Source organism: Streptomyces sp. NPDC088910 (genome assembly GCF_044749865.1).
Classification (GTDB): domain Bacteria; phylum Actinomycetota; class Actinomycetes; order Streptomycetales; family Streptomycetaceae; genus Actinacidiphila.
Window position 1 is genome coordinate 1 of record NZ_JBIVIV010000007.1, and the last position, 22,103, is coordinate 22,103.

At 71.8% G+C, this 22,103-nt stretch carries 20 protein-coding genes and 1 rRNA gene; 15 read left to right on the forward strand and 6 right to left on the reverse strand.

Annotated features, from left to right (window positions below):
• Positions 1-92 (forward strand): 5S ribosomal RNA (rrf, locus tag ACIP4Z_RS17280); the annotation flags it as partial.
• Between the two features lie 102 nt (positions 93-194).
• Here the strand turns inward: rrf and ACIP4Z_RS17285 are convergent.
• Entirely contained in the window at positions 195-1,352 is a 1,158-nt protein-coding gene (locus ACIP4Z_RS17285; protein ID WP_401308928.1) for a Cmx/CmrA family chloramphenicol efflux MFS transporter, read from the reverse strand.
• A 358-nt stretch (positions 1,353-1,710) separates the two neighbouring features.
• Here ACIP4Z_RS17285 and ACIP4Z_RS17290 point away from each other — a divergent pair, with 358 nt between their 5' ends.
• The 8 genes from ACIP4Z_RS17290 to ACIP4Z_RS17325 all read left to right on the forward strand — a co-directional run bounded on the left by ACIP4Z_RS17290 (position 1,711) and on the right by ACIP4Z_RS17325 (position 9,093).
• Entirely contained in the window at positions 1,711-2,358 is a 648-nt protein-coding gene (locus ACIP4Z_RS17290) for an HAD family hydrolase (protein ID WP_355340706.1), read from the forward strand.
• A 169-nt stretch (positions 2,359-2,527) separates the two neighbouring features.
• Positions 2,528-3,709, forward strand: coding sequence for an MFS transporter (locus tag ACIP4Z_RS17295; RefSeq protein ID WP_355340745.1), 1,182 nt, complete (start codon positions 2,528-2,530; stop codon positions 3,707-3,709).
• Positions 3,678-4,850: an acetoin utilization protein AcuC gene (locus tag ACIP4Z_RS17300; RefSeq protein ID WP_355340703.1), complete on the forward strand. Its 1,173-nt coding sequence runs from the start codon at positions 3,678-3,680 to the stop codon at positions 4,848-4,850. Before ACIP4Z_RS17295 ends, ACIP4Z_RS17300 begins: the two co-directional genes overlap by 32 nt.
• 246 nt (positions 4,851-5,096) lie before the next feature.
• A complete protein-coding gene (locus ACIP4Z_RS17305; protein ID WP_391052069.1) occupies positions 5,097-5,930 on the forward strand; it encodes a phosphatase in 834 nt (277 codons plus the stop codon).
• Positions 5,931-6,058: 128 nt separating this feature from the next.
• Positions 6,059-6,280, forward strand: coding sequence for a helix-turn-helix domain-containing protein (locus tag ACIP4Z_RS17310; protein ID WP_188281714.1), 222 nt, complete (start codon positions 6,059-6,061; stop codon positions 6,278-6,280).
• A 137-nt stretch (positions 6,281-6,417) separates the two neighbouring features.
• On the forward strand, positions 6,418-6,516 hold the full coding sequence (locus ACIP4Z_RS17315) for a 30S ribosomal protein bS22 (RefSeq protein WP_003948845.1): 99 nt from the start codon (positions 6,418-6,420) through the stop codon (positions 6,514-6,516).
• Between the two features lie 196 nt (positions 6,517-6,712).
• The gene (locus tag ACIP4Z_RS17320) at positions 6,713-7,780 is read left to right on the forward strand and encodes an NAD-dependent epimerase/dehydratase family protein (protein WP_355340696.1); all 1,068 of its coding nucleotides are present in this window, start codon (positions 6,713-6,715) and stop codon (positions 7,778-7,780) included.
• Between the two features lie 26 nt (positions 7,781-7,806).
• The gene (locus ACIP4Z_RS17325) at positions 7,807-9,093 is read left to right on the forward strand and encodes a lysophospholipid acyltransferase family protein (protein ID WP_401308934.1); all 1,287 of its coding nucleotides are present in this window, start codon (positions 7,807-7,809) and stop codon (positions 9,091-9,093) included.
• Between the two features lie 98 nt (positions 9,094-9,191).
• Here ACIP4Z_RS17325 and ACIP4Z_RS17330 read toward each other — a convergent pair whose 3' ends face one another.
• The 4 genes from ACIP4Z_RS17330 to ACIP4Z_RS17345 form a co-directional block, all read right to left on the reverse strand.
• A complete protein-coding gene (locus tag ACIP4Z_RS17330; RefSeq protein WP_391052062.1) occupies positions 9,192-10,463 on the reverse strand; it encodes a DUF5667 domain-containing protein in 1,272 nt (423 codons plus the stop codon).
• Between the two features lie 241 nt (positions 10,464-10,704).
• Positions 10,705-11,529 carry an ECF subfamily RNA polymerase sigma factor, BldN family gene (locus ACIP4Z_RS17335; protein ID WP_391052059.1) on the reverse strand — a complete coding sequence of 275 codons (825 nt, stop codon included), beginning with the start codon at positions 11,527-11,529 and terminating at the stop codon, positions 10,705-10,707.
• Positions 11,530-11,869: 340 nt separating this feature from the next.
• Positions 11,870-12,883 (reverse strand): HAD family hydrolase, encoded by a 1,014-nt coding sequence (locus tag ACIP4Z_RS17340; RefSeq protein ID WP_401308937.1) that lies wholly within the window; start codon positions 12,881-12,883, stop codon positions 11,870-11,872.
• 103 nt (positions 12,884-12,986) lie between these two features.
• On the reverse strand, positions 12,987-13,256 hold the full coding sequence (locus tag ACIP4Z_RS17345; protein ID WP_401308940.1) for a glutaredoxin family protein: 270 nt from the start codon (positions 13,254-13,256) through the stop codon (positions 12,987-12,989).
• Positions 13,257-13,505: 249 nt separating this feature from the next.
• Between ACIP4Z_RS17345 and ACIP4Z_RS17350 the strand changes: the two genes are divergently transcribed.
• The 5 genes from ACIP4Z_RS17350 to ACIP4Z_RS17370 all read left to right on the forward strand — a co-directional run bounded on the left by ACIP4Z_RS17350 (position 13,506) and on the right by ACIP4Z_RS17370 (position 19,382).
• The gene (locus ACIP4Z_RS17350; RefSeq protein ID WP_355340679.1) at positions 13,506-14,204 is read left to right on the forward strand and encodes a 3'-5' exonuclease; all 699 of its coding nucleotides are present in this window, start codon (positions 13,506-13,508) and stop codon (positions 14,202-14,204) included.
• A 131-nt stretch (positions 14,205-14,335) separates the two neighbouring features.
• A complete protein-coding gene (locus ACIP4Z_RS17355) occupies positions 14,336-15,046 on the forward strand; it encodes a redox-sensing transcriptional repressor Rex (protein ID WP_188281706.1) in 711 nt (236 codons plus the stop codon).
• On the forward strand, positions 15,043-16,398 hold the full coding sequence (locus ACIP4Z_RS17360) for a glutamyl-tRNA reductase (RefSeq protein ID WP_355340676.1): 1,356 nt from the start codon (positions 15,043-15,045) through the stop codon (positions 16,396-16,398). The genes ACIP4Z_RS17355 and ACIP4Z_RS17360 overlap by 4 nt, the downstream gene beginning before the upstream one ends.
• A gap of 333 nt (positions 16,399-16,731) precedes the next feature.
• Positions 16,732-17,724, forward strand: a complete 993-nt coding sequence (hemC, locus tag ACIP4Z_RS17365; protein WP_401308945.1) for a hydroxymethylbilane synthase — start codon at positions 16,732-16,734, stop codon at positions 17,722-17,724.
• Complete coding sequence (locus ACIP4Z_RS17370) at positions 17,721-19,382, forward strand: bifunctional uroporphyrinogen-III C-methyltransferase/uroporphyrinogen-III synthase (protein ID WP_355340670.1); 1,662 nt, start codon at positions 17,721-17,723, stop codon at positions 19,380-19,382. The genes hemC and ACIP4Z_RS17370 overlap by 4 nt, the downstream gene beginning before the upstream one ends.
• A 105-nt stretch (positions 19,383-19,487) precedes the next feature.
• Here ACIP4Z_RS17370 and ACIP4Z_RS17375 read toward each other — a convergent pair whose 3' ends face one another.
• A complete protein-coding gene (locus tag ACIP4Z_RS17375; RefSeq protein WP_355340743.1) occupies positions 19,488-21,716 on the reverse strand; it encodes an AAA family ATPase in 2,229 nt (742 codons plus the stop codon).
• 160 nt (positions 21,717-21,876) lie between these two features.
• On the opposite strand from ACIP4Z_RS17375, the gene ACIP4Z_RS17380 reads away from it, so the two are divergent.
• The gene (locus ACIP4Z_RS17380; RefSeq protein WP_401308948.1) at positions 21,877-22,026 is read left to right on the forward strand and encodes a hypothetical protein; all 150 of its coding nucleotides are present in this window, start codon (positions 21,877-21,879) and stop codon (positions 22,024-22,026) included.
• Positions 22,027-22,103 lie beyond the last annotated feature (77 nt).

Below are 22,103 nucleotides of genomic sequence, written 5' to 3' on the forward strand. Positions count from 1 at the left end.
CGCCCGGTTACATTCCGAACCCGGAAGCTAAGCCTTTCAGCGCCGATGGTACTGCAGGGGGGACCCTGTGGGAGAGTAGGACACCGCCGAACAATCTTTATGGAAGAGGCCCGGCCTCGGATCTTAGGATCCGACGCCGGGCCTCTTTTGCGTTCTCCGTCACCCACCGGAAAACCGGTTTTCGAGCCCGCCTATCAGCCGGGCGTCGAGGACAGGAGGAGCGGGAGGGCGAGGAGGACGAGGAGGGCGCTGGTCCAGAAGGGGGCGAGGGGTCCGGCGCTCGTGTGGAGGGTGGCGGCGGCGGTCAGGGGGCCGAGGGTCGCGCCGAGGTTGAGGGCGGCGGTGGCGTATGAGCCGGACATGGTGGGGGCGGCGGCTGCTTCGTAGAGGACGCGGGTGATCAGGGTGCCGCCGAGGAGGAAGGACAGGGCGCCCTGGAGGAAGACGAGGGGGAGCAGGGCGGCCGGACGGTCGGCCAGGAGGGCCAGGGCGAGCCAGCCGAGGAGCAGCAGGGGGCCCGCGGTGGTGAGGACCAGGCCGGGGCGGTGGTCGGCGAGGCGGCCCGCGAGGGTGATTCCGGCGAAGGAACCGGCGCCGAAGAGCATCAGGGCCACCGAGATCCACAGGCGGCCGAGGCCCGCGGTGTCGGTGACGACCGGTGCGAGGAAGGTGAAGCTCGCGAAGGTGGCCGCGTTCACCAGGGCGCCGAGCAGCAGACTCGTCATCAGGCGCGGGGACGTGAGCAGTGCCAGCTCGGTGCGCAGGCCGGGTCCGGCCTTGGACGTACGGGCCGACGGCCGGGCCGGAACGCCCTTGAGGATTCCGGCGGCGGCGGGCAGGCAGAGTGCGGCGACTGCCCAGAAGGTGGCCCGCCATCCCAGCAGGGTGCCGAGCACCGCGCCCGCGGGCACCCCGGCGACCGTGGCCACCGTCGTCCCGGAGAGCAGTACGGCCAGCGCGCGCCCCTTGCGGTCGGGGGAGACGAGGGTGACGGCGGTGGTGAGGGCGACGGCGAGGAAGCCCGCGTTCGCGAGCGCGGCGACGATCCGGGTGGCGAACAGGACCGGGAAGCTGCCGGTGACGGCGCCCGCGGCGTGCGCCGCCGCGAAGGCGACGACGAAGGCGAGCAGGCTGCTGCGGGCGGGCCAGGCGCGGGCGAGGGCGGCCATCAGCGGGGCGCCGACGACCATGCCGATCGCGAAGGCCGAGGTGAGCGTGCCCGCGGTGCCGACCGTCACGTCGAGGTCGGCGGCGATGTCCGGCAGGAGGCCGGCCAGCATGAATTCGGAGGTGCCCATGGCGAAGACGGCCATGGCGAGCAGGTACAGCGGAACAGGGAGACGGAGAGGCATCGGGAAAGGCTCCGAGGTGAGGAGATGCACGAGAGGAAACGTGAAAACGTCGTCTCGTCACCGCGGTCAGCACCCGGGGTGCGGCAGCCGTCCAGCCATGGCCGCGCGAAGAGCCGCGCGGAGAGTCGCACGAAAGCGCGGAGAGTCGCACGAAAGCCCGGAGGGCCGCCCAAAAGCGCGGAGAGGCCGCGAAAGGCCGCGCAAAAGGAGCGTGCGAAAAAGGCGGACGGTGAAAGGGAGCTGCGAACTCAGTGGTTCAGGGGGCTGACGGCGTGACCGAAAGCCCCCGCCTTGGATGCCTCGGGGCTCGACATGGCCCGTACGCTACCGGATGCGTGCCCCCAACTACAGTGGCCGTATGCGGTATGACCTGGTCATCTTCGACAACGACGGCGTCCTTGTGGACAGCGAGCCGATATCCAACCGGATTCTCGCCGGCCACCTGACGGAGGTGGGGCATCCGACGACGTACGAGGACTCGATCCGGGACTACATGGGCGCGGCGGTGCACCGGGTGCACGACGTGGTGTGGGAGCGGTCGGGGCGGCGGCTGCCCGAGGGGTTCGACGAGGAGCTGCACGCGCGGGTCTTCGCGGCCTTCGAGCGGGAGCTGGAGCCGGTGGCGGGGGCGGCCGGGGTGCTGGACCGGCTGGTGGCGGAGGGGGTGCCGTACTGCCTGGCGTCGTCGGGGAGCCATGAGCGGATCAGGGTGGCGCTGCGCAGGACCGGGCTGTACGAGCGGTTCGGGGAGGAGCGGATCTTCTCGTCGCAGGACGTGGGGCGGGGGAAGCCGGCGCCGGATCTGTTCCTGCACGCGGCGGCCGTGATGGGGGTGGCCCCCGAGCGGTGCGCGGTGGTCGAGGACAGTCCGTTGGGGGTGCGGGCGGCGGTCGCGGCGGGGATGGACGTGTACGCGTTCACGGCGATGACCCCGGCGGAGAAGGTGGCCGACGCGACGGCCCTGTTCGGTGCGATGGAAGGGCTGCCCGACCTGCTGCTGAGGTGAGCGGGAGCGGTCCGGGGAGCCGTCCGGCGCGGGTTGATCACAATTGTGACCCCCGCCACCTACTCATCCGTAGCTTCCGCGTTTACGCTGCTCGCTCATGGACGAAGCCGCGCAGAGCGCCCCCGGGGGGCCCGCCGCCCCCGTGAAGTACCGGCAGCCGGACGACCGGCTGCGGCACGGGCGGGCCGCGCTCGCGATCAGCTTCTTCGCGCAGGGCGCGCTGTTCGCGCTGCTGGTCACCCGGATTCCGGCGATCCAGGACCGGTACGGCATCAGCGACGGGCTGTTGCCGGTGTTCCTGGCGGCGGTGCCGATCCTCGCGGGCCTGGGCAGCGTGGCGACCGAGTACGTCGTGAAGCGGATCAGGCCGAGTGCGGTGCTGCGCTGGGTGCAGCCGGTGGTGGCCCTGGTCCTGCTGCTGCTCGGCGCGGGCGACCAGTTGTGGATGGCGGCGGTGACGCTGGCGCTGTTCGGGGTGTGCGTCGGCGGTCTGGACGCGTCGATGAACATGCTCGGGGTGAGCCTCCAGCACACCTACGGCCGCAGCATCATGCTCGGCTTCCACGCCTCGTACAGCCTGGGCGGGATCGTCGGGGCGTGTCTGGCGTGGTCGGGGGCGCACTGGCACATCTCGCTGGTGGCGCTGTACGGGCCGGTGGTGGCGCTGCTGATCCCGCTGACGCTGGTGGCGAGCCGCTGGTACGCCGACCAGGAGCAGCCGTCCGTCACCGAGCTGGGGGGCGAGAAGCAGGCCGTCGTGATGCGGCTGCTGATGCCGCTCTGTCTGGTGATGGCCTTCGCGTACATCGGTGACTCGACGGTCTCCAACTGGAGCGCGAAGTACCTCCAGGACACCTTGCACAGCTCGGAGCAGCTCTCCACCGTGCCGTACGCCGTCTACATGGTGACGACGCTGATCGGCCGTTCGGTGGGTGACTTCGGGGTGCGGCGGTACGGTGCCGCGTCCGTCGTCCGGCTGGGGACGGTGCTGGCGATGGCGGGCTTCGCGGTGGTGGCGGTGGCGCCGGGGGCGTGGGTGGGCATGCTGGGCTTCACGCTGCTGGGGCTCGGGCTGTGCGTGATCGTGCCGCAGACGTTCGCGGCGGCCGGGCGGATGTTCCCCGGTGCCTCGGACTCGGCCATCGCGCGGCTGAACATCTTCAACTACGTGGGTTTCCTGGTCGGCTCGCCGCTGGTGGGCGCGCTGGGCGATGTGTGGAGCTACCGCGGGGCGATGCTCGTGCCGATGGTGCTGGTGGGGGCCACGCTGTTGTACGCCAAGTCCTTCGAGGCCGGGCCCGCCGGGTACGGTGTCGGCCATGAGCGGCCGAGCACAGTTGATGTGGGATGAGCGGGTAACCAAGTACGACTTCGGTCCGGGCCACCCGATGGACCCGGTGCGGCTGTCGCTCACGCGCGGGTTGGTGCGGGCCTTCGGGCTCGACCGGGAGCTGTCGGTGGTGGCGGCGCCCGCGGCCGGCGACTCGACGCTGGCGCTGGTGCACCGGGCGGATTACGTGGCGGCGGTGCGGGCGGCGTCCGCCGATCCGGCCGCGGCGGATCTGTCGTACGGGCTCGGTACCGAGGACAATCCGGCGTTCGCGGGGATGCACGAGGCGTCCGCGCTGATCGCGGGGCAGTCGGTGGGCGCGGCCGAGGCGGTGTGGCAGGGCGATGTGCTGCACGCGGTGAACTTCGCGGGCGGGCTGCACCACGCGATGCCGGGCGCGGCGGCGGGTTTCTGCGTCTACAACGACGCGGCGCTCGCGGTGGCCCGGCTGCTGGAGCTGGGCGCGGAGCGGGTGGTGTACGTGGACGTGGACGTACACCACGGCGACGGTGTGCAGACGGCGTTCTGGGACGACCCGCGGGTGCTGACGATCTCGCTGCACGAGCATCCGCGGACGCTGTTCCCGCAGACGGGGTGGCCGGAGGAGACGGGCGGGCCGTCCGCGGAGGGCGGCGCGGTCAATGTGGCGCTTCCCGCGGGGACGGGTGACGCGGGCTGGCTGCGGGCCTTCCACGCGGTGGTGCCGGAGCTGGTGGCGGCGTTCCGGCCGCAGGTGGTCGTCTCGCAGCACGGCGCGGACACCCACTTCGAGGATCCGCTGGCGCATCTGGCGGTGTCGCTGGACGCGCAGCGGCTGGTCGCGGAGGCGTGTCACGCGCTGGCGCACGACCACGCGGAGGGCCGCTGGGTCGCGCTGGGCGGCGGGGGTTACGCGGTGGCCGATGTGGTGCCGCGTACGTGGACGCATCTGGTGGGGATCGCGGCGGGCGCGCCGGTGGCGCCGAAGACGCCGGTTCCCGAGGAGTGGCGGCACGAGGTCTACGCCCGGACCCGGCAGCAGGGGCCGCTGCGGATGACGGACGGCCGTGATCCGCACTGGGCGGACTTCGCCGACTCCGGTTACGACCCGGCGGACCGGCTCGACCAGGCCGTGATCGCCACCCGCCGCGCGGTCTTCCCGCTCCACGGCCTGCTGCCGTAGGGCCTGTCCGGCGGCACGCCGTAGCGCGTTGTCCCCTTTTCCGGCGAGCGTGGCGCTCCTTCTCCACGGAATCCCCCAATTTCGCACACGCCGTCACCGCGTTGTTCGGTAACCCGTTACAGCGGGGCGCGTACGCGTGTGGCGTAGGTCTTCTACGTTCGGAGCGCACTCGGCGCGGGTCACCCGCACGGGGTGTTTTTGGCGGTTTCGTACCCGGGGGGCGGAGGGAGTCGGGACGATCAAGGGGTGCTGAGTGTCGGCGCGCTGCGCGCGCATCTGGTGGCGGCCGGGCTGGCGGGACGGGTCTCGACCCCGAGGGAGAAAAGTCTGCACAGTTACCGGCTCTTCGCGGCGCGGGATCCGCGCCAGACGCTGGGGCTGGATCCGGAAGGGGAGTGGGGCACGGCGGAGTTGCTGCGGCTGATGGCCGACCGCTGCGGTGTGTCGCCGGACCCGGCGGACACCTCGGGGCAGGACACGATCGACCCGGACTGCACGGTGGCGGCGCTGGACGCCTTCGCCGAGCGTCTTGGCAGGGCGGCGCAGGATCGTATCCCCGTTCTGCTGGGGACGGGCCACCCTCATCGGCTGTTGGGCTTCTACGCCTCTTTGGCCGCCGCGCTGTCGGCGGCGGGATGTGTGATTCTCACCCCTGCGTACGGCGGCTACGTCGATATGCCGACACAGTTCGGGGTACGGCGTCACAATCTTTGGTACGTGGGAGGTGTCGCCGTGGTGCGCCCCGTGCCTGGTGCGGAGGGTTCGCAGGAGGGTGCGGGGGCGGGCGAACCGGGTGCTCATACGCACTCCCCGCTGCCCGTCAGAGCGGCCCTCGCGGCTGCCGCGGAGCAGGGCGGAGTGCTGCCGCGGCTGGTGGTCGGGGACCACGGATTCGTATGCGGGGCAGGGCAGTTGGGCATCGAGGCGATCGGTCTCGCCGACTCCGACGACCCCGCGGTGTTCGTCGCGGAAGCGGAGGGCAGGGTGTCGGTCGCGGTACCGCTGGACGACACCGTGCGGTCCGATTACTACCGGCCGCTTACCCGCTACGTACTCCATCGGGCGTGGCTGTCACAGTAATCAACTATTGGCAACTCCTCTTCCCCACTTGCATCATGCGCCCCTAATCTGAGGGGGAGCGCACTTGACTGTTGGAGTCGCCGGAGGGGAAGCCGGTGGCCGTCAGGTGCGGAAAGTTCAGGTGTGTCATGGCTTCAAGCGAAACCAGGCCTCTCAACGAGGTCGTGTTCCTTACCGTGGCCGAAGTTGCCGCGGTCATGCGCGTGTCCAAGATGACGGTGTACCGGCTGGTGCACAGCGGTCATCTGCCGGCGATCCGGGTGGGGAGGTCTTTCCGGGTTCCGGAGCAGGCCGTCCACGACTACCTGCGTGAGTCCTATGTGGGGGTGGGGGTGGGGGAATCTGCCTGATCTCGCCCGCCGAGGGCCGCTGACCGCCTGCGTGGGGCTCGGTTTATGCTCGTCCGCCTCGGGCGGGTAGGCTTGGCCGACGTAGGTCGTGTGGGCTCGGACGCCCCGCACCGAGTGAAAACGAAGCGAGGGTAGTCGTGGGCTCTGTCATCAAGAAGCGGCGTAAGCGTATGGCCAAGAAGAAGCACCGCAAGCTGCTGAAGCGGACGCGCGTTCAGCGTCGCAACAAGAAGTAAGCGGGCTCGACGCAGTACGCCGCTCTTCCTGCCCCCTCCACCGCCTGTAGGCGGTGGAGGGGGCAGTGGCGTTTTCCGGGGCAGGTGTGACGGAGGGGGCAGCGGCGTGACGTCGGCGGCCCGCACAGCGGGCCGTCACTGCGGCGCAACAACGAACGGGTACGGTGCGTACAACCCCGTAGGAAGGCGCTGAACCGTGGGCAAGGTGGTGCTCGTCACCGGAGTCGCGCGACCGATCGGCGGCCGTTTCGTCCGCCGCGTCCTGCGGGAGCCGGAGGTCGACCGGGTGATCGCGGTCGACGCCGTACCGCCCGAGCACGATCTGGGCGCCGCGGAGTTCGTCCGCGCCGACATCCGGCAGCCCATGATCGCCAAGGTCCTCGCGCAGACGTCGGTCGACACCGTCGTGCACCTGGACGTCAGCGCCACCACCACGATGGGCTCCGGCGGCCGGACGCAGGTCAAGGAGACCAACGTCATCGGCACGATGCAGCTCCTGGGCGCCTGCCAGAAGGCCCCGACCGTACGGCGCCTGGTCGTGAAGTCCACCACCAGCGTCTACGGCGCCGCGCCGCGCGACCCGGCCGTCTTCACCGAGACGATGCCCGCCAAGTCGCTGCCGAGCGGCGGCTTCGCGAAGGACGCCGTCGAGGTCGAGGGGTACGTACGGGGCTTCGCGCGCCGCCGCCCGGACGTCGCGGTCGCGGTGCTGCGGTTCGCGAACATCCTCGGCGCGCACGCCGACACCCCGCTCGCGGAGTTCTTCGCGCTGCCCGTGCTGCCCACCGTCCTCGGCTACGACCCCCGGTTGCAGTTCGTCCACGAGGACGACGTGAACGAGGTGCTGGTACTGGCCGCCCTCGACGCGCGGCGCGGGACGCTCAACAGCGGGACGTTCAACATCGCGGGCGACGGGGTGCTGCTGCTGTCGCAGACCGCGCGGCGGCTCGGCAAGCCGACCGTGCCGGTGCTGCTGCCCGCGGTCACCTGGATCGGACGGACGCTGAAGGCCGCGGGCGTCACCGACTTCTCGCGCGAACAGATTCGGCTGTTGACGCACGGCAGGGTGGTGGACACCCGGCAGATGCGTGAGACGCTCGGTTTCGTGCCGGCGTACACGACGGCCGAGACGTTCGCCGACTTCGCGCGCAGCCGCGGGCCCGGGCTGCTGCCGCCGGACCGGATGGCGCGCGCCGTCGACCGGCTCGCCGCGGCGGCGCTGGCGCCCGACGCCGCGGACGCCACCGACGCCGACCACGCGTGACCGCACCAGGCAGAAGGAGTCGAACCATGGCAGACGCCAAGGTGATCCCGTTCGGCGACGATTCGCGGGCGCGGCGTACGGGCTCGGGTTCCGGCTCGGGTCCGGGTTCCGGCTCGGGGTCCGGCCGGTCGCGCGGCGGCCGGTCCGCGGGCGCCAGGAAGAAGGACGGCGCCGGGTCGTCCGGCGCGGGCGGGCCGGGCACGCAGCCGCTGGCGGCGGTGCCCGAGGTGCCGGAGCCCCAGGAGATGGCCGAGGCGGGCTCAGAGCCGGGCGGTACGGGCGCAGCGGTCCCCGCGCAGGCAAGCGGCGGCGGGACCGAAGCGGAATCCGCCACGGGGGCGCGTACGGGTTCCGGTTCCGGGTCCGCTTTCGGGTCCGCCTCAGGGTCCGCTTCCGGTTCCGGTTCCGCCGCGGGGGACGAGGGGCCGGGGCTGGCCGCCGCGCTCGGCGGGGTCGCCGACCGGCTGCTCGGCGGGGACTGGGAGCGGAAGGTCGCCTCCGGCCTGTCGTTCCTGCGGCGCCGGGTCACCGGCGAGTACGAGGTCGACGAATTCGGCTACGACGCCGAGTTGACCGAGCAGGTGCTGATGTCGGTGCTGCGGCCGTTCTTCGACACGTACTTCCGGGTCGAGGTGAAGGGCATCGAGAACATCCCCGCCGAGGGCGGGGCGCTGGTGGTCTCCAACCACTCCGGGACGCTGCCGGTCGACGGCCTCATGACGCAGGTCGCCGTGCACGACCACCACCCGGCGGGACGGCACTTGCGGCTGCTCGCCGCCGACCTGGTCTTCATGCTGCCGGTGGTCAACGAATTCGCCCGCAAGGCCGGGCACACGCTGGCGTGCGCGGAGGACGCCGAGGTCCTGCTGGAGCGCGGTGAGGTCGTCGGGGTCATGCCCGAGGGCTTCAAGGGACTCGGCAAGCCGTTCTCGGAGCGGTACAAGCTCCAGCGGTTCGGGCGCGGCGGATTCGTCGCGACGGCGCTGAAGACGAAGGTGCCGATCATTCCGTGCTCGGTGGTCGGCGCCGAGGAGATCTATCCGATGGTCGGCAACTCCCGCACCCTCGCGCGCGTGCTCGGCGTCCCGTACTTCCCCCTCACCCCCACCTTCCCCTGGCTGGGGCCGCTCGGACTCGTCCCCCTCCCCACCAAGTGGACGATCCAGTTCGGCGAGCCCATCCTCACCGACGCCTACCCGCCCGAGGCGGCGGAGGACCCCATGCTCGTCTTCAACCTGACCGACCAGGTCCGCGAGACGATCCAGCACACCCTGTACAAGCTGCTGGTGGACAGGCGGTCCGTCTTCTTCTGAGGGCGGTCCCGCCACGCGGCGGGTGGTGTTCTTCTGAACGTGAAAGGGCGGCCGGTTCTCCTCGCGGGGAGCCGGCCGCCCTTGGGCGTGCGGTGGTGCTAGTCGTTCGAGTCGTCCACGCCGAGGCCGAGGCCGGGGAGGAGACCGGGCAGGAGCGGGGGGAGGGTGACGGAGTGGGGCGGGGTGGCGGAGGTGGACGGGGTGTCCGTGGCGCCGTTGCCGCTGCCGGGAGTGCTGTTCGGCGGGGGCGGGAGCAGCGGGCCGCCGATCAGGCCCTCGTGCTGCGGGGTGGTGGGCGACGCCGACGGGTTGCCGCTCGGCGCCTGCCCGGACTTGCTGTCCCCGGACGCGGGCGCGGACGGCGTGCCGGAGCCGGAGCCCGTACCGCTGCCCGTACCGTCGTCGCTTCCGCCGCCGGAACGCCGGTGGCCCCGGGAGCCGGAGGAGCTGTCGTCCTTCGGCTTGGGGAGCACGGATTCGAGCGGCTTGACGTCATCGTCTATGGCGGCGAAGACCGACGAGACCTGGTCGGAGACATCGGTGAGCTGGCTGGGCAGCTTGCCCCGCATCTCGGTCCAGCTCTGCCGGTGCGACGCGGCGAAGGTGTTGAGCAGCGCCATCGGCTGGAGCGAGCCGTCCTTCGCGTACGCCTGGGTGAGCAGCCGGTGTCCCTCGGCGGCCTCCTGCCGCATGCCGGACAGCGCCTTGCGCACATCGCCGACGGACTCGTCGTCGAGCTGTCCGCCGCGCTGCCGGTCCATGAGCCGCCGGGCCTCCTGCATGCGCGTGGAGGCCATGTCGAGGTAGACCTTGCCGCGGGAGGCGTCACTGCCCGCCATGTCGAGCTTCAGGTCCTCCATGCCCCGCTTGAGGCCGTAGAGGGTGTCACCTGGCAGCGCGTTCGTACTGGCCGCCGCGACTCCGCCGAAGGCACCGGCGGCGACGCCGACGGACAGGCCGCCGACCGCGAGCCGCCGGGACAGCCGGGAGCGCGGGGTGAGCTTGCGCAGCCGGTGGGCCCCGTGTCCGCCGGTGCCCTCCGAGCGCTGCTCGGGAACCCGGCCGGTGACCTCGAAACTGCCGTCGGCGATGGCCTGTTCCATCGCGGCGATGAGCTGCGCGCGCTGGACGGTCTTCTTCTCGGCGTCCAGTACGGGCGCCGGCCGGTCGCCGATGGCCGCGGCGAGCGACAGCAGCGAGTCCTGTTCGGGATCCGCGTGCCGGGCCGCGGCATGGCTGCCGTGCTGCCCGCTCGCCGGTCCGGCACCGCCGCCACCGCGCTCGCCGGTGGTCTCGTCGAGGACAGCAGCGTCCTCAAGGGCCTGGGCGAAGGCGTTCGCCCGGCGGTGTGCCGTTGCCTGTCCGATCACGGGCGGCACCTCCTCTCGTCATCCACACTCGACTCCCCATGCCGCCCGGAAGGTTGCGTTCCCGGCTGCCGTCCACCCGATCGAGTGAACAGCAACAGGCAGCGCGCGGCACAGATATGTCTGCATGTGATGCAACGAGTGCCGGGCCAGTTGGGTTACGCAGGTCTGATGATCGGGTCGGCTCTGATGATCGGACTGATAGGCCGAATGACGGCCTGCCGGGGTACGGGACAACGCGGACTCACCGGGCGTCTTCCGGTAGCAGCCTGGCCAGGGTGCGGACCGCCCGGTACTGGAGGGTCTTGATCGCCCCCTCGTTCTTGCCCATGATGCGGGCGGTCTCGGCCACCGAGAGACCTTGGAGAAACCGCAGCGTCACGCACTCCTGCTGCTGCGGATTGAGCTTGCGCACGGCCTGGAGCAGCGCCTCGTTCGACAGCGACTCCAGAACGGAGTCCTCGGGGCTGCGCTCGACCTCGTTCGCGTCGAGCATTTCACCGGTGGTCACTTCCAACCGGAACCGGCTCGATTTGAAGTGGTCGGCGACCAGATTGCGGGCGATCGTGACCAGCCACGCGCCGAAGTCACGGCCCTGCCAGGTGAAGGTACCGATTCTGCGCAGGGCGCGCAGGAACGTCTCACTCGTCAGATCCTCGGCCGTGGCTTTGCTGCCGACGCGGTAATAGATGTAGCGGTAGACGGTGTCGGAGTAGTGGTCGTAGAGCCGTCCGAAGGCTTCGGTCTCGCCTTCCTGGGCCCTTTCGACCAGGTCCATCATCCGGCCGCTGTCGGTGTCGGAGGCCGGGCGGCGGGCGGTGGTCGTGGCGGTCGACTGACCGCCGCCGGAGCCGTTGCCCGCGCCGGTGGTGCTGGTGGAGCTGCTGCGGGTGCGTCTGCCTGCGGCTGTGCTGACTTCGGCCAGCGCGTAAGCGTGGCCGGGGACGGTGGGACCGGACGTGGCGAAGGCGGGCACGGCGTACGTGGGGACTGTGCGCATCAGGCGGTCAACCACCAGTGCGCGCAACGCAGCCAGGCCAGAGGTGTCAACCCCGTCGTGTGGGTACACGGGACTCCCAGAGGCAGAACTTCCATCACGTGCAGTACGGGACCGTTCACTCGTCGTGGCGACGTGTGGGTACCGGAATGCGTCTGAGGAGAATAACGCTTCGTACAGGCGACGCTACACCGAGTTGCTCAAATCGCCGTTTCCGCCACTTCCTAAGCGGAATGGTGATCGAGCAATTATCGAACAGGCGCCCTTAGTTGACCACTTCTGCTCGTGAAATGGTCGCGGAGAGAGCGTGTTGTGGTCGTGTTCACGCGTGTCGCTCCCGCCACTTCGGACGCCCCGCGGCGCGGCGGATCCGCGGCGTCACGGGGGTCACAGGCGTCCCGTGACGGCTGCGTCAGGAGTGCCGGCGGCGGCTGATCGCGACGGCGGCCAGGGCGCCGCCCGCCACCGCGCCCATCCCGGCCGCGGCGGGGATGCCGATCTTGGCGGCCTTGCGCCCGGTGCGGTAGTCGCGCAGCCGCCAGCCCTCGGCGCGGGCGTGCTTGCGCAGCCTGCTGTCGGGGTTGATGGCGTAGGGGTGGCCGACCAGGGACAGTATCGGGATGTCGTTGGAGGAGTCGCTGTACGCGGCGCACAGCGACAGGTCCAGGTCCTCGGCGGCGGCCAGGGCGCGTACGGCCTCGGCTTTCGCGGGTCCGTGCAGCGGCTCGCCGACCAGGTGCCCGGTGTAGACGCCGTCGATCGACTCGGCGACCGTGCCGAGCGCGCCGGTCAGGCCGAGGCGGCGGGCGATGATCGTGGCGGTCTCGACGGGTGCGGCGGTCACCAGCCAGACGCGCTGCCCGGCGTCCAGGTGGGCCTGGGCGAGCGCGCGGGTGCCGGGCCAGATCTTGCCCGCCATGTACTCGTCGTAGATCTCCTCGCCGATGGACATCAGTTCCTCGACGCGGTGCCCCTTGATGATGGACAGCGCGCTCTCGCGCACGTCCCGCATGTGCTCGGGGTCCTCGTTGCCCGCCATGCGGAAGTACGTCTGCTGCCAGGCGAAGCGCAGCAGGTCGCGGGTGTCGAAGAACTTCCGCTTGTACAGGCCGCGGCCGAAGTGGAATATCGCGGCGCCCTGCATCACGGTGTTGTCGAGGTCGAAGAAGGCCGCCGCGCGGGGCTGGTCGTGCGCCGGGAACTCAGGTTCGGCGGGCTCGTCCGGCTTCCCCGTCCTGGCGGATCTCGCGGACGCCGCGGATCTCGCGGACGTGACGGTTTCCTCCGGCCCGGCGGAAACCGCGTCCCGCAGCCGGGTCTTGGTGGCCAGGGCGGCCTCCGCGGCCAGTGCCGCGGCCTCGCCTGCCAGCACACTGCGCTCGGTGCCGGCCTGCCTACGGGGGGTGAGCCATCTGCGTGCGGCCATACCGCGAGCATAACCACCCGGCGCGTCAAGCCCTGTTCGCGCACGATGCGGGGGCGTGAACGCCGCACGACCGGACAGTGACCGGCTGCGGGTCCCGGCCGGGTCAGCCCGCGGTGAGCGCCGCGCGCAGCCGCTTCTCGTCCACACGCCAGAACGTGTGCTGTTCGCCGTCGATGAGGACGACGGGGATCTGCTCCCAGTACCGCGCGTACAGCGCCTCGTCCCGGGTGATGTCCCGTTCCTCCACGGCCGCGCCGGTCTCGCCCGCCACCTTCTCGATCACGGTGCGCGCGTCGTCGCACAGGTGGCAGCCGGGCTTGCCGATGAGCGTGACCGTGCGCACGGCCGCCGCCGCGGTGTCGTCGTTCGTCATACGGGCCATTGTGCGCCGGACGGTCCGGGCGCCCGTACGACGGGTTCGCGTACGGGGAACGGGCTCTCGTGCGAGGAACAGGCGCCCGTACGGCGCCGGGTCGCACCACCTGTCACCCGTGACCCTCCGTGCGGCCGTACTGCACCTGTGTCACAGGCGATATGCGGGCGTTACTCGCACTCGCGCACATTCGATTATGATCGAGGTCGTTTTGTACGGCCGGGGGCGATGCGTGAGGAGTGTGACCGCGTGCTCTCGGCTCCGAGCCAGGCTTCGGCGTACGGCTTTGCCGTGGTCGACGTCGAGGCGACCGGTTCGTCGTCGCGGCGGCACCGGGTGGTGGAGCTGGCGGTCGTACTGCTGGACAAGGACCTGACTCCGCAGGGCGAGTTCACGACGCTCGTCGATCCGCACGGTCCGGTCGGCCCGACGCACATCCACGGCATCGAGGGCGGCGACCTCGGCGGGGCGCCCTCGTTCGACGGCATCGCGGCCCGGCTGCTGAGCCTGCTGCGCGGCCGGGTGCTCGTGGGGCACAACGTGGGGTGCGACCGCTCGTTCCTGGCCGCCGAGTACGCCCGCGTCGGGGTGCGGCTGCCGTCTATACCAGAACTTTGCACGATGCGGATGGCCGCCGCCCGCTTGCCCGTTCCGCACGGACTGTCACTGCGCGACTGCGCCGAGGCAGCGGGCGTCACGGAGTGGCACGCGCACACCGCGCTGGGTGACGCCCGTGCGACGGCTGAGCTGTTCTCGCACTACGTTCGGGGTGCGGAATCGGTCGAATTTGCGGAATCCGCCGTTCTGGACGAGCGGCTGGCGCAGGCCGCCGCGGTGGAATGGCCGCAGGCCACTGGCCTACCGGGGGTCGTTGACGCACTCTGGAAGCGCCGCAGCAACGATTCCGCACGGCGAATGGTGCCCAATGTCCGTAATGGGAGCGCGTGATGCCGGTCACGTCCGCCGGGCAAATCGGACACCATCTTTGTGCACGCGTTCACAAAGACATAGCCTGCTGTCCACGGGGCGGCCCCAAAGACCGTGGTCGTCTTCAGCCCAGCTCTACCCGCAGGAGCACCGTGGCAACTGGCCGATCTCACCGACCGGCGACCCGCAGCCGAGGGATTCCCGAGGCCACCGTCGCCAGACTTCCGCTGTACCTGCGGGCACTGACAGCACTCTCCGAGCGCTCGGTGCCCACCGTGTCGTCGGAGGAACTCGCCGCCGCCGCCGGGGTCAACTCGGCCAAGCTGCGCAAGGACTTCTCCTACCTCGGCTCCTACGGGACCCGCGGCGTGGGCTACGACGTCGAGTACCTCGTCTACCAGATCAGCCGTGAGCTGGGCCTCACGCAGGACTGGCCGGTCGTCATCGTCGGTATCGGCAACCTCGGCGCCGCGCTCGCCAACTACGGCGGGTTCGCCTCCCGCGGCTTCCGGGTCGCCGCGCTGCTGGACGCCGACCCCGCCCTCGCGGGCCGTCTGGTCGCCGGGCTCCCGGTCCGCCACATCGACGAGCTGGAGTCGATCGTCGACGACAACCAGGTGTCGATCGGCGTCATCGCCACGCCCGCCGGCGCCGCCCAGGAGGTCACCGACCGCCTCGTGGCCGCCGGTGTGACCTCGATCCTCAACTTCGCGCCGACCGTGCTGACCGTTCCGGACGGCGTCGACGTACGCAAGGTCGACCTCTCCATCGAGCTGCAGATCCTCGCCTTCCACGAGCAGCGCAAGGCGGGCGAGGACCGCCAGGACCCGGACGGTGACGTACCCGCCGTGATGCCCGCATGAGCGTTCTCGTCGTCGGACTCAGCCACCGCAGCGCACCCGTGAGCGTCCTGGAAAGGGCCGCGCTCACCGGGGACGCCCGCGCCAAGCTGCTCCAGGACGCGCTCGCCGCGGAGCCCGCGGCCGAGGCGGTGGTGCTCTCGACGTGCAACCGCATCGAGCTGTACGCGGACGTCGACAAGTTCCACGCCGGGGTCGCCGAACTGTCCACGCTCCTCGCCCAGCACAGCGGCGTCGGCCTCGAAGAGCTGACCCCGCACCTGTACGTGCACTACGAGGACCGGGCCGTCCACCACCTGCTCTCCGTGGCCTGCGGGCTGGACTCCATGGTCGTCGGCGAGGGCCAGATCCTCGGCCAGATCAAGGACGCGCTGGCCGCGGGGCAGGAGCTGCACACCGCGGGGCGGCTGCTCAACGACCTGTTCCAGCAGGCCCTGCGGGTCGGCAAGCGCGCCCACTCCGAGACCGGGATAGACCGGGCGGGCCAGTCCCTGGTCACCTTCGGCCTGGACCAGCTCGCCGTGACGACGGGACCGCTCGCCGGCCGCCGCGCCCTCGTCGTCGGCGCGGGCTCCATGTCCTCCCTGGCCGCCGCCACGCTCGCGCGCGCGGGTGTGCGCGAGCTGGCCATCGCCAACCGCACGGTCGACCGGGCCGAGCGCCTCGCGGCGACCCTGGCCTCCGACAACGGCGCCCTCGACAGCCGCGCGATCACCATGTCCGAGGTGTCCGCCGCGCTGCGCACCGCCGACGTCGTGGTGTCCTGCACCGGCGCGACCGGCCTGGTGCTGAGCGCGGACGACCTGCGCGCCGCCCTCGCCGAGCGCCCGGCGGGCACCGACCTCGCCGTGCTTGACCTCGCCATGCCGCGCGACATCGACTCGGCCGCGCACGCCCTGCTCGGCGTGCACCTGGTCGACATAGAGTCGCTGGCCGCCGCGTCCGCCGACGCGCCCATGGCCGCCGACGTCGACGCCGTGCGCGGCATCGTCTCCGAAGAGGTCGCCGCCTTCGGCGCGGCTCAGCGTGCCGCTCGCATCACGCCCACCGTGGTGGCGCTGCGCGCCATGGCCGCCGACGTCGTGGCGGGTGAACTTTCCCGCCTCGAAGGTAGGCTGCCCGATCTGGACGACAAGCAGCGCGCCGAGATCACCCAGACGGTGCGCCGCGTCGTCGACAAGCTCCTGCACGCGCCCACCGTGCGGGTCAAGCAGCTCGCGGGCGAACCGGGCGGCGCGGGCTACGCCGACGCCCTGCGCGAGCTCTTCGACCTCGACCCGCAGGCCGTAGCCGCCGTCCGCTCCGCGCCGACCCGCACCACCCTGGGCGTCCCAGAACCGAATCGAGGCCGCTGAATGAACGAGACGGGTGCCCCGCACGAGCCCGGGGCTGTGTCTGATCTGGGGCTGCCGCCGGGTGGGCGCGAGGTGCCGGACGCGGCTGGACGTGCCCCGCAGGGGCGCGGGCCTGTGTCTGATGTGCGGCTGCCGCCGGGTGGGCGCGAGGTGTCTGAGGCGGTGCCGGACGCGGCTGGACGTGTCCCGCAGGGGCGCGGGGAACTGCGCGGTCGGCCGGTGACGGCCGGTGGTCCGGGAACAACCGGCCGTGCCCCGCTGGACCCGGCGCAGACGAGCGGCGCCGCCGCGGCTGAGGCCGCGGCGCCCCGCGCCCCCGAGGGGGCACCCTCCGTGCGCGAGGAAGCCGTCGAGGGGGCACCCTCCTCGCACGGGGCGCAGCCCCTTCGGCTGGGGACCCGGCGGAGCAAGCTGGCGATGGCGCAGTCGGGCATGGTCGCCGCCCAGGTGACGGAACTGACCGGCCGCCCGGTCGAGTTGGTCGAGATCACCACGTACGGCGACGTCTCGCGCGAGAATCTGGCCCAGATCGGCGGCACCGGCGTCTTCGTGTCGGCCCTGAGGGACGCCCTCCTGGCCGGCGAGATCGACTTCGCGGTGCACAGCCTCAAAGACCTGCCCACCGCGGCGGCGGACGGCCTGACGCTCGCGGCGATCCCGGTACGGGAGGACCCGCGGGACGCACTCGTGGCCCGCGACGGCCTGACGTTCGAGACGCTGCCCGACGGAGCGCGGGTCGGCACGGGCTCCCCGCGACGGATGGCGCAGCTCAACGCGTGGGCACGGTCACACGGCAGGGACGTGGAGACGGTGCCGATCCGTGGCAATGTTGACACCCGCATCGGGTACGTTACTTCCGGCACGCTCGACGCGGTCGTACTGGCCGCCGCCGGGCTGAACCGTATCGGCAGGCTCGCGGAGGCGAGCGAGCTGATCGCTGCCGACGCCGTACTGCCCGCTCCCGGCCAGGGAGCGTTGGCGGTCGAATGCGCCGCCTCCAACCAGGAGTTGGCCGCACAGCTCGCCGAGCTCGACGACCCGTTCACCCGGGTCGCCGTGACCGCCGAGCGATCCCTGCTCGCCGCCCTCGAAGCCGGCTGCTCCGCCCCTGTGGGCGCGCTCGCCGACCTCGTGGCCGACGGGCAGACTACCGAGCTGCGCCTGCGCGGTGTCGTCGGCACGACCGACGGCGCCTCACTGGTGCAGATGTCCATCACCGGCCCCGTACCGGCGTCCGACGACGAAGCGCGTGCCCTCGGGCGCGAGTTGGCCGTCGAGATGCTCGCCAAGGGTGCGGCCGGTCTTATGGGGGAGCGCGCACTTTGAACCCCGCCGCCGTCGCTGCAACGACGAACACCGCCGGGACCGCCGGTTCCAACCGACCTTCTTCCGGCCACGTCACCTTCCTCGGTGCCGGGCCCGGAGACCCCGGGCTGCTGACCTTGCGCGCTGTGGAGGCGCTGGCCCGTGCCGACCTGCTGGTCGGCGACGCGCCGGTGCTCGACGTGGTCCGCACGCACGCCCGCGCGGACGTGGGCACGGCCCAACCCGCCGCAGACGGCGAGGTGTTGGACATCTCCGCTGTCTCGGCTGCTGCCACCCAGCTTGTCATGGCGTCCGCGCGGACCGGAAAGCGGGTCGTCCGTGCGGTCGCGGGCGACCCCGGCCTCGACTCGTCCGCGGCCGAGGAGATGCTGGCCTGTGCCCACGCGGGCATCCCCTTCGAGGTCGTGCCCGGCGTGGCCGCCGCCGTCGGCGTACCCGCCTACGCGGGCGTGCACTTGAGCAGTGACGTGCGCTTCGTGGACGCGGCCACCGCCGGCGACCGCTGTTGGAACGAGGTGGGCGCGAGCGACGCGACGCTGGTGGTCTCCACCACGCTCCAGACCGTCGCGATCGCCACCGCGGAACTCATCGCCGCCGGACGCAAGCCCGACACCCCGCTGTCGGTGACCGTCGCCGGGACCACCACCCGGCAGCGCACCTGGACCGCGACGCTGGCCACCATCGCCGCGGAGCTGAAGGCGACCAAGGCGTTGCCGACGCCCGAGGGACCGATCGCCGCGATAGCCGTCGTCGGCGAACGCACCGCCCAGCGCCAGCACTTGTCGTGGTTCGAGACCAAGCCGCTGTTCGGCTGGCGGGTCCTGGTGCCGCGCACGAAGGAGCAGGCGGCGTCGCTGTCCGACCAACTCCGCTCGTACGGCGCCGTGCCGCACGAGGTGCCGACCATCGCGGTCGAACCGCCGCGCACCCCGCAGCAGATGGAGCGGGCCGTCAAGGGCCTGGTCACCGGACGCTACGAGTGGATCGCCTTCACGTCGGTGAACGCCGTCAAGGCGGTGCGCGAGAAGTTCGAGGAGTACGGGCTCGACGCGCGGGCCTTCGCCGGTATCAAGGTCGCCGCGGTCGGCGAGCAGACCGCCCAGTCGCTGGTGGAGTTCGGCGTCAAGCCGGACCTGGTGCCCAGCGGCGAGCAGTCCGCGGCCGGGCTGCTGGAGGACTGGCCGCCGTACGACCCGGTCTTCGACCCGATCGACCGCGTCTTCCTGCCGCGCGCCGACATCGCCACCGAGACGCTGGTGGCCGGACTGGTCGAGCTGGGCTGGGAGGTGGACGACGTGACGGCCTACCGGACCGTGCGCGCCTCGCCGCCGCCCGCCGACACCCGTGAGGCCATCAAGGGCGGCGGATTCGACGCGGTGCTGTTCACCTCGTCCTCGACCGTGCGCAATCTCGTCGGCATCGCGGGCAAGCCGCACAATGTCACCGTGATCGCCTGCATCGGGCCCGCCACCGCCAAGACGGCGGAGGAGCACGGGCTGCGGGTGGACGTCATGTCGCCCGAGCCGTCCGTGCTCGCCCTCGCGCAGGCCCTCGCCGACTTCGGTACGGCCCGCCGGGTCGCGGCCGAGGAGGCGGGCGACCCGGTGACCCGTCCCAGCGAGCGCCGTCCCGGCTCGCGCAGAAGGGCCCGCGTCTAGGGCCCGGATCTGAGGCCCGGATCTGAGGCCCGCGTCCAGGGCCCGGACCCAGGGCCCGGACCCAGGGCCCGCGTCGAGGACCTGGTGGGCCCCACGGGCCCACGACTACCGCAGCGCCGGGGGCAGTTGCTCCCGGTGGACGACGCCCAGGCGCTGCGTGGCGCGGGTGAGCGCCACATACAGGTCGCTCGATCCGAACCGGGCGGGCTCCACGACCAGCACATGGTCGAACTCCAGGCCCTTGGCCTGGCGCGGGGCCAGCAGCACCAACGGCCGGGTCAGGTCGGGCGCTTCGCCCGCCGTGACACCGTCCAGCGCGGCGGCGATCTCCTCGTGCAGCTCGCGCGGCGCGATCACCGCCAGGCGGCCCTGCCCCGGCAGCGGCGTCAGCTCCGCGGCGGCCTTGGCGACCGTCCCCGCCAGGTCCCCGCCCGCGTCCCGCGTCCACGGCCGCTCGCCGGTCGACCGCACCGACACCGGCAGGACGTACCGCGGGTCCTGCGCCCGTACGACCCTGGCCGCCAGCTCCATGATCTCGGCGGGCGTACGGTAGTTGACCTTCAGCGTGACGTGCTCGAAGCGGTCCCCGACGTACGGCCGCAGGATGTTCTCCCACGAGCCGACGCCCGCCGCCTCCGACGTCTGCGCCGGGTCGCCGACCAGCGTCAGCGAACGCGTCGGGGTGCGGCGCATCAGCAGCCGCCACGCCATCGGCGACAGGTCCTGCGCCTCGTCCACGATGATGTGCCCGAACGCCCAGGTGCGGTCGGCGGCGGCGCGTTCGGCCGCGCTGCGGTGGTCGTCCTCCTCGTGCCGCTCCGCCATCCGCTCGGCGTCGATGATGTCGTGCGCGGCCAGGACCTCGGACTCCTCGTCCTCGAACTCGTACGACTCCGAGCCCCGCGACAGCTCCAGCACGCCCTGCGCGTAGGCGATCCGCTCCTGCCGTACGGCCTCCTCGGCCGCCAGTCGGGCGCTGTCGTCCACGCCGAGGAGTTCGGCGGCCTCGTCCAGCAGGGGGACGTCCGCTGGCGTCCACGGGGCGTCGAGGGGGTTGTCGGGGCGCGGGCGCCGGATCGCGTCGGCGTCCTCGGCGGGCAGGTACACCGGCGCGGCCAGATAGTCGGCCAGGAACGCCTCGGGGGTCAGCGGCGGCCACAACTCGTCGACGGCGGCGTGGACTTCCTTGCTCGCCGCGATGGCCCGGCCGAGCAGCGCGATGTCGTCGGGCCCGAGGAAGTTGGGCCCGCCGTACGGGTCGGCGCCGATCCGCTCGGCGAGCTGCGCGGTCAGTGCGTCGATCACGCGGAAGACGAAGTGCGGGCGGCCGAGGTTGTGCGGCAGCAGGGTGTCGCGGGCCGCCTGCCGGGCCTCGTACGCGATCTCCCAGTCGAGGATGAGGTCGCCGTCGTCGTGCCGGATGATCAACGGGGCGCCGGGCTCGGGCAGTTGCTGCCGGTCGCGGACGGCCGTCGCCAGCGCCTCGGCCATCTCCTCGCCGCCCTTGACGGCGGCGGCGCGCGGCGTGTCGGTGCCGGTGGCGTGGACGCCGGGGAAGAGTTCGGCCTGGGTGGCGAGCAGGACGCCGGTCTCGCCGAGCGCGGGCAGCACCTCTTCGATATAGCGCAGGAACGCCGGGTTGGGGCCGACGATCAACACCGCGCGCTTGGAGAGCAGTTCGCGCTGCTCGTACAGCAGGAACGCGGCCCGGTGCAGGGCGACGGCGGTCTTGCCGGTGCCGGGGCCGCCCTCCACGACCAGGACGCCCCGGTGCGGGGCGCGGATGATGGTGTCCTGCTCGGCCTGGATGGTCCGCACGATGTCGCCCATCCGGCCGGTGCGCGCGGAGTTGAGCGCCGCGAGCAGCACGCTGTCGCCGTTGGGGTCCTCGAAGCCGGTGCGTTCGCCGTCGGCCAGGTCCAGGATCTCGTCGTGCAGCTCGGTGACGGTGCGGCCCTCGCTGGCGATGTGGCGGCGGCGCCGCAGGCCCATCGGGGTGTGCCCGGTGGCGAGGTAGAAGGGGCGGGCGACGGGCGCACGCCAGTCGATGAGCAGCGGCGTACGGTCGGCGTCGTCCTCGCGGATGCCGATCCGGCCGATGTGGTGCGTGGCGCCGTCCGAGCGGTCGACGCGGCCGAAGCACAGCGAACCGTCGACCGCGTTCAGCGCCGCGAGCAGGCCGGAGCGCTCCGCGACCCGGATGTCGCGTTCGAGCCGCGCCTGGAGGCCGGTGCCGACCGGCGTCAGCGCGTCCTCGACGCCCTGCGCCGCGACACCGCGCAGCGCGTCGACCCGCGCGTGGACGCGGTCGATGAATTCCTGCTCTTCCCGCAATTCGACGCTTTCCCGATTTGACAAAACGGCTCCCCGTCGGATATGGTTGTTCTTGTTGGCCCCGTGATCGGGGCCTTTCTCATGTGCGCTGAATGCGCGCAGAAGAAACCAATATACGCGTGGCGATCCCCGGTCGGCAATTGCCCACCGGGGATTTCTCGTGCCCCGCGGCCCGTACCCGGTCGTCCTCTGCTCGCCCGGCGCGGGCGACCCGCGCTCGATGGGCACCACGCTCTACGACGACCTCGCCTCGCGCGGCTACGACCGCCCCTCGCACCGCTGCCCGGAGGCGCGCCTCTTCTGCGGGTGAGCCCGGCCCGCATCGGCAAGGCGCATGCACCAGGTTGCGACGCCCCCGGGCCGTGACTTCCACCGGCCGTGGCACCC

Excerpts from the sequence above, each read along its gene's own strand:
- ACIP4Z_RS17345 (WP_401308940.1), bottom strand. The coding sequence starts at position 13,256 with ATGACGAACGACGACACCGCGGCGGCGGCCGTGCGCACGGTCACGCTC.
- ACIP4Z_RS17360 (WP_355340676.1), top strand. The coding sequence starts at position 15,043 with ATGAGCGTTCTCGTCGTCGGACTCAGCCACCGCAGCGCACCCGTGAGC.
- ACIP4Z_RS17340 (WP_401308937.1), bottom strand. The coding sequence starts at position 12,883 with ATGGCCGCACGCAGATGGCTCACCCCCCGTAGGCAGGCCGGCACCGAG.
- ACIP4Z_RS17325 (WP_401308934.1), top strand. The coding sequence starts at position 7,807 with ATGGCAGACGCCAAGGTGATCCCGTTCGGCGACGATTCGCGGGCGCGG.
- ACIP4Z_RS17285 (WP_401308928.1), bottom strand. The coding sequence starts at position 1,352 with ATGCCTCTCCGTCTCCCTGTTCCGCTGTACCTGCTCGCCATGGCCGTC.
- ACIP4Z_RS17310 (WP_188281714.1), top strand. The coding sequence starts at position 6,059 with ATGGCTTCAAGCGAAACCAGGCCTCTCAACGAGGTCGTGTTCCTTACC.
- ACIP4Z_RS17300 (WP_355340703.1), top strand. The coding sequence starts at position 3,678 with ATGAGCGGCCGAGCACAGTTGATGTGGGATGAGCGGGTAACCAAGTAC.
- ACIP4Z_RS17290 (WP_355340706.1), top strand. The coding sequence starts at position 1,711 with ATGCGGTATGACCTGGTCATCTTCGACAACGACGGCGTCCTTGTGGAC.